The 5,957-nt window shown below is 64.1% G+C and carries 9 protein-coding genes and 1 pseudogene; 5 read left to right on the plus strand and 5 right to left on the minus strand.

Features of this window, described 5'->3' with window-relative positions; genetic code table 11:
* On the minus strand, positions 1-814 hold an 814-nt coding region (locus EN925_RS19455; protein WP_164894282.1), incomplete at its 3' end, for a DEAD/DEAH box helicase.
* Between the two features lie 198 nt (positions 815-1,012).
* On the opposite strand from EN925_RS19455, the gene EN925_RS39705 reads away from it, so the two are divergent.
* Both EN925_RS39705 and EN925_RS19460 read left to right on the plus strand, forming a co-directional pair.
* Complete coding sequence (locus tag EN925_RS39705; protein WP_164753489.1) at positions 1,013-1,162, plus strand: hypothetical protein; 150 nt, start codon at positions 1,013-1,015, stop codon at positions 1,160-1,162.
* A 107-nt stretch (positions 1,163-1,269) separates the two neighbouring features.
* The gene (locus EN925_RS19460; RefSeq protein ID WP_013528795.1) at positions 1,270-2,304 is read left to right on the plus strand and encodes an aspartate-semialdehyde dehydrogenase; all 1,035 of its coding nucleotides are present in this window, start codon (positions 1,270-1,272) and stop codon (positions 2,302-2,304) included.
* A gap of 157 nt (positions 2,305-2,461) precedes the next feature.
* Here EN925_RS19460 and EN925_RS19465 read toward each other — a convergent pair whose 3' ends face one another.
* Positions 2,462-2,869 (minus strand): ACT domain-containing protein, encoded by a 408-nt coding sequence (locus tag EN925_RS19465; protein ID WP_013528796.1) that lies wholly within the window; start codon positions 2,867-2,869, stop codon positions 2,462-2,464.
* A gap of 188 nt (positions 2,870-3,057) precedes the next feature.
* On the opposite strand from EN925_RS19465, the gene EN925_RS19470 reads away from it, so the two are divergent.
* From EN925_RS19470 to EN925_RS19480, 3 genes are all read left to right on the plus strand, one after another.
* Positions 3,058-3,963: a bestrophin family ion channel gene (locus EN925_RS19470; RefSeq protein WP_127368681.1), complete on the plus strand. Its 906-nt coding sequence runs from the start codon at positions 3,058-3,060 to the stop codon at positions 3,961-3,963.
* 121 nt (positions 3,964-4,084) lie between these two features.
* Positions 4,085-4,495, plus strand: coding sequence for a DoxX family protein (locus tag EN925_RS19475; RefSeq protein WP_027162877.1), 411 nt, complete (start codon positions 4,085-4,087; stop codon positions 4,493-4,495).
* 134 nt (positions 4,496-4,629) lie between these two features.
* A complete protein-coding gene (locus EN925_RS19480) occupies positions 4,630-4,893 on the plus strand; it encodes a glycine zipper domain-containing protein (RefSeq protein ID WP_013528799.1) in 264 nt (87 codons plus the stop codon).
* 84 nt (positions 4,894-4,977) lie between these two features.
* Here the strand turns inward: EN925_RS19480 and rpsP are convergent, their stop codons facing one another.
* The 3 genes and pseudogenes from rpsP to EN925_RS19495 all read right to left on the minus strand — a co-directional run.
* Positions 4,978-5,379 (minus strand): 30S ribosomal protein S16, encoded by a 402-nt coding sequence (gene rpsP, locus EN925_RS19485; protein WP_013528800.1) that lies wholly within the window; start codon positions 5,377-5,379, stop codon positions 4,978-4,980.
* A 37-nt stretch (positions 5,380-5,416) separates the two neighbouring features.
* Positions 5,417-5,743, minus strand: coding sequence for a chorismate mutase (locus EN925_RS19490; RefSeq protein WP_013528801.1), 327 nt, complete (start codon positions 5,741-5,743; stop codon positions 5,417-5,419).
* A gap of 7 nt (positions 5,744-5,750) precedes the next feature.
* A pseudogene (locus EN925_RS19495) lies at positions 5,751-5,957 on the minus strand (signal recognition particle protein); the annotation flags it as partial.

Here is a 5,957-nt window from a genome sequence, read left to right on the forward strand (position 1 = left end):
CGACGGAGAAGTTGCGGTTGTTGAAGCGCGCGGTCAGATGATTGACGGCGGCACGCGTGTTGCAGAACACCAGCGCGTTCTTGGCTTCGTAATAGCGCAGCACATTGATGATGGCGTTCTCGCGGTCGGGCTGGGCGACGCTCAGCGCCCGATATTCGATGTCGAGATGCTGCTTCTCCTCGCCGGCGGCCGAAATGCGCACCGCATCGCGCTGATAGCCCTGGGCGAGCGTGGCGATCGAGCGCGGCACCGTGGCCGAGAACATCAGCGTCCGGCGTTCGGCCGGAGCGGCGTCGAGGATGAATTCGAGGTCTTCGCGAAAGCCGAGATCGAGCATCTCGTCGGCCTCGTCGAGCACCACCGCCTTCAGCGCCGACATGTCGAGCGAGCGCCGGGTGATGTGGTCGCGCAGCCGGCCGGGCGTGCCGACGACGATATGGGCGCCACGCTCCAGCACACGCCGCTCCGAGCGCATGTCCATGCCGCCGACGCAGGACGCCACGGTGGCGCCGGTCAGTTCGTAGAGCCATTCCAGTTCGCGCGTCACCTGCAAGGCGAGTTCGCGCGTCGGCGCCACCGCCAGCGCCAGCGGTGCGGCGGCGTGGCCGAAGCGCTCCGCGCCCTCAAGCAGGGTCGGCGCCAGAGCGAGGCCGAAGGCCACCGTCTTGCCGGAGCCGGTCTGCGCCGAAACCAGCGCATCGGCCTCGCCGAGCTCGGGCGCCACGACCGCCTTCTGGACGGGCGTCAGCTCGGAATAGCCGCGTTTCTCCAGCGCCCTGGCAAGCGCTGGAACAAGTGCTTCGAAGTTGGACATCTCACTCTTTCGGAATTTTAGGGTCCGCGCTCATCACGGAGCACATGCCGGGGCGGGCCTCGCGCCAGCCAAACAATCTTGGCCGTTCGTACTTCGCGCAGCCGCGATTGTACAGGGCGCGCGCAAAACCAGGCGCCGCTCGGCAATTGACTCTTGCCGCAAACCGCGTAAAAGCCGGCACCGAACGGGACAGTTTCGATGCGCGGCCTTTTGACGGCTCTTCCTGCATTCGATGCCCCCAGCCTCAATGCACATCATTGGGCCGGGCGCGTCGGCGCGTCTCCTCGTTTCAGCAAAACCGCATTCTTGGCCAAGAAAACTGGCAAAACCACCACCAAAACGGTGTGATTCCCTTGGCCTAACCACCCTCTCCCGGGTTCGGCCCGGGGGACGGAACCCGCAGCGGCCAGCGGGTTTCTCCAAAAACCAAGCGGAGAGGGACAGGAGATTTTTCGATGAGTTTCAAGGTAGCGATCGTCGGCGCCACGGGCAATGTGGGCCGGGAAATGCTCAACATATTGGAAGAGCGCGGCTTTCCGGTAAGCGAAGTCGTGGCGCTGGCGTCGCGGCGCAGCCAGGGCACGGAAGTGTCGTTCGGCGACCGCACGCTGAAGGTGAAGACGCTCGACCAGTATGATTTTTCCGACACCGACATCTGCATCATGTCGGCCGGCGGCAGCGTCTCCAAGGAATGGTCGCCGAAGATCGGCAAGCAGGGCTGCGTCGTCATCGATAATTCGTCGGCCTTCCGCTACGACCAGGACGTGCCGCTGATCGTGCCGGAAGTGAACCCGGACGCGATCTCGCTGTTCACGCGCAAGAACATCATCGCCAATCCGAACTGCTCGACGGCGCAGCTGGTGGTGGCATTGAAGCCACTGCACGATTTCGCCACCATCAAGCGCGTCGTCGTCGCCACCTATCAATCGGTGTCGGGCGCCGGCAAGGAAGGCATGGACGAACTCTTTACCCAGACCCGCGCGGTCTTCGTCGCCGATGGCGTCGAGGTCAAGAAGTTCACCAAGCGCATCGCCTTCAATGTCATCCCGCACATCGACGTCTTCCTCGACGACGGCTCCACCAAGGAAGAGTGGAAGATGGTCGCCGAGACCAAGAAGATGCTCGACCCCAAGATCAAGCTGACGGCGACCTGCGTGCGCGTGCCGGTGTTCATCGGCCACTCGGAAGCGGTCAACATCGAGTTCGAAAAGCCGATCACCGCCGACGACGCGCGGGATATCCTGCGTGAAGCCCCAGGCTGCCAGGTGTTGGACAAGCGAGAGGACGGAGGCTACATCACGCCGCTGGAATCGGCCGGCGAGGACGCCACCTTCATCTCGCGCATCCGCGAGGATTCGACCATCGACAACGGCCTGTCGATGTGGATCGTCTCCGACAATCTGCGCAAGGGCGCCGCACTCAACGCGGTGCAGATCGCCGAGCTTTTGGTCGAGCGCGGCCTGATCCAGCCGAAGAAGAAGGCGGCCTGACGGCTGATCTAGTTTTCGCTCACGGGCCGCACCGCCGCTAGCGCGGCTGGCCCGCGGTCGCGGGCTCGGCCCTCGGCCGGGATGCTGAAGGTTTGCGGAGCATTGATGAAGGCCAATCTCCCCCACGAGGGGGGAGATCGGCAGCTTCGCCGATGCGCTACACTCGGTTGTCCTCGGCCAGCCCGATCAGCAGCTTCAGTGCCTCCTCCGCCCTATCGGCGGGAACGAACAGATGGTCGTGATAAAAGGCCGAAACCGGGTTCACGCCCATGCCGGCGGCGGCCAGGCGCGTGGTGATGGCGGCGAGGAAGCCGACGGCTTCCAGCGACGAATGGATGTTCAGCGTCAGCATCCGGCAACGGAACGAAGCGGTCAGTGCCGCGGCGTTGGCCTCCTCCTCGGTCACGATCAGCGTCACACCCTCGCGCTCGCGAAACACCATCACCGGCTCAACGCCTTCCGGCTGAGGGACGCCGGGTGCCAGCGTGACGAAAACATAGGCGCCGGCGAGCAGCTCCGGTGTCATCGACGCCAGCAGTGTCTTGAGATCGGTTTCGCCGGCCATCTGTCTTCCCTCGCCTGCAAAAAACGGGCCGCAGCCCACGTGCTCTTCAATATCCGCGACCGGCGCGTGCCGATAGTCCAGGCGCTGCAAGGACGACATGGCGATGTCGCTGGCGGCTGGGCTTGCAGAGCTGTCGCATCGCACAATAGAGAAGCTGAGGGCCAGTGCCGGTCCGTGAAAGGCCTTCGATGATCGTTCGCCCGCGCCCCACATTCCTGCAGCTGTTCTTCATCATGCGCGGTTCGGTCGTGCCACGCATTCTGCCGCAAATATTGGGCTTCGCGCTTTATTCCGCGATCATCCTGGCCGCGGCGCGCCGGTTCCAGCTTGATTTCAGCGTCTTCAACATCACGCCTTTCGGCCTGGTCGGCGTGACATTGTCGATCTATCTCTCGTTCCGCAACAACGCCGCCTACGACCGTTGGTGGGAGGCGCGCAAGCTGTGGGGCGCGCTGGTCTTCGAAATGCGCAACCTGGCACGCGCCACCACCAGCCTCATCCCGGACCAGACTGAACAGCGCGCCTTGCTGATGGAAGCGCTCGCCTTCTGTCATTTCCTGCGCGGGCAGCTGCGCAAGATCGACAGCATGAAGGATGCCCGTGCCTTCATCGACGCCGAGGCGGACAAGGCAGCAGCCTTTTCCAATCCGGCGGATGAGATGGTCAGGCGCATGGGTCGGCGTGCCAATGCGCAGCGCCTGGCGGGCGACGTCGACACGGTCGGCTTTCGTATCCTCGATGAGAGGCTCGCGTCGATTGCCGCCATCCAGGCCGGCTGCGAGCGGATCGCCGGTACGCCCTTGCCGTTCGCCTACACGCTGCTGGTGCATCGCACGGCCTATATCGTCTGCCTGCTGCTGCCGATCGGCCTGATCTCGACCACCGGTTGGGCGACGCCGCTGTTCACCGCGCTGATCGCCTACACTTTCTTCGGCCTCGACGCGCTGTCGGAAGAGCTCGAGGATCCGTTCGGCACCGAAGCCAACGACCTCGCTCTCGACAGCCTCTGCCGTGTCTGCGAAATCTCGGTGTTCGAGGCGCTTGGCGAAACGCCGCCGAAGATGATCCCGGCGGAAAAGTTCTATTTTTCGTAGGCAATGGCGCGCGGGCTTAGCGGGATTAAAAGAATCCGCCCCGCTGTCGGATCGCCGCTCCATGCCACGTCCTTGGTTCGACCCCAGCAAGAAGGGGATAGAGCCATCAGGAGGGACCATCATGAGCATTTCCGAAACCGCGCCCGTCTCGCCGGGCGCTTTGTGGACCGGCCGCGCGCTCAGCGGCGTCATCGTGCTGTTCATGATCTTCGACGGCGCCATCAAGCTGCCGCCGCTCGATATCGTCATCCAGACGATGGTGCCGCTTGGCTGGCCGGCCGATCCGAATGTCGCCCGCATGCTTGGTGTCATCGGCCTGATCTCGACCGCTCTCTATGCGCTGCCGCGCACCTCGGTGCTCGGCGCCATCCTGCTCACCGCCTATATGGGCGGCGCCATCGCCACCAATGTCCGCGTCGACAACCCGCTGTTCTCGCACATTCTGTTCGGCGTCTATCTCGGCATTATCCTGTGGGGTGGCCTGTATCTGCGCGATCCCAGGCTCCGCGCGCTGATCCCGTTCAGCCGTTAGATCCGGATCGAAGCACCGCTTTCGGCTCGAAGCCTGAACCCTTTGCCGGGCAATATCTCAGGGATCGAATCGTCGAGTTGCGAGTTAGAGATTCGCCCGGCGGCGGAGGCGGCTCCTATCGGAGAGGAACGACGATGAAGAAAACGATGCTTTTGATGGCGCTGCTGGTGCCGCTCGCCGCTTGTTCGCAAACGGAAAAAGGCGCGGCCGTAGGCGGCCTCGGTGGCGCTGCCGTCGGTGCGGCCGTCGCCGGCGATCCGGTTGAAGGCGCCGTCGTCGGTGGTGCTGTCGGCGCTGTTGCCGGCGCGCTGATCGGCCGGGCGAGCGAGCGTGGCGAATGCCGCTACCGCGATAGCCGTGGCCGCGTCTATATTGACCGCTGCCCGCGCGGCTATTGACCGGGCGGCTTTTACAGACAGGGTCGAATGAAAAAACGGCGGGCACATGGCCCGCCGTTTTCCTGGATGCGATAGAGCAAATACTTATTCGGCGGTTGCGGCTTCCGCCTCGGCCGGTGCAGCCGCGGCGGCGGCAACGGCAGCAGCGGCATCTTCCTGCGCCTTCTTCAGAAGAGCAGCGCGTTCCTGCGCCTTCTTGCCCGGCTCGGCCTTCTTCGGGTTGGAACGGGCGTCGCGCTTGACGAGGCCGGCCTCGTCGAGGAAGCGCAGCACGCGGTCGGTCGGCTGGGCGCCATGCGCCAGCCAATGCTTGACGCGGTCGGCGTCGACCTTGACGCGTTCGCCGTCCTTGGGCAGCAGCGGGTTCCACGAGCCGATGGACTCGATGAACCGGCCGTCACGCGGCGAACGGGCGTCGGCAATGACGACGTGGTAATAAGGACGCTTCTTCGAGCCCGCACGGGCCAGTCGGATCTTCAACGGCATTTCTTTTCTCCTAAAAACTAAGTTCGTTGATTGGGTTTCAGTTGGTTTTCGTCACGCCGTTGGAAGCGGCGATCTGTTCGTGGTGGCGGATCACTTCGCGGACGACGAAGTTGAGGAACTTTTCCGCGAAATCCGGGTCGAGATGGGCATCCTTCGCCAGCTGGCGAAGCCGGGCGATCTGCTGCTGCTCGCGTGCCGGGTCGGCCGGCGGCAAGCCATGAGTCGCCTTCAGCACGCCAACCGCCTTGGTGCAGCGGAAGCGCTCGGCAAGCATGTGGATGAGGGCTGCGTCGATGTTGTCGATCGACGCCCGGTAATCTGCCAGGAGGGCGCGGGCGTCGGCCATGTCCTTTTCTTCGTTCATGGCGTCCTCACTTCTTCTTGCCAAGGCCGGGCAGCCCGCCACCGCCGAGGCCGGGAAGCCCGGGAAGTTTCATGCCGCCGGGCAAACCTGGCATGCCGCTGGGCAGGCCACCGCCGCCGGGAAGGCCTTTCATGCCGCCGCCTAGGCCGGCTGCCTGCGCCTGCTTCTGCAAGGCTTCGAGCTGCTTGGGGTCCATCTTCGACAGGTCCGGCAT

Origin of the sequence: Mesorhizobium sp. M7A.F.Ca.US.006.04.2.1 (assembly GCF_004022915.1) — a bacterium.
Taxonomy (GTDB): domain Bacteria; phylum Pseudomonadota; class Alphaproteobacteria; order Rhizobiales; family Rhizobiaceae; genus Mesorhizobium; species Mesorhizobium ciceri.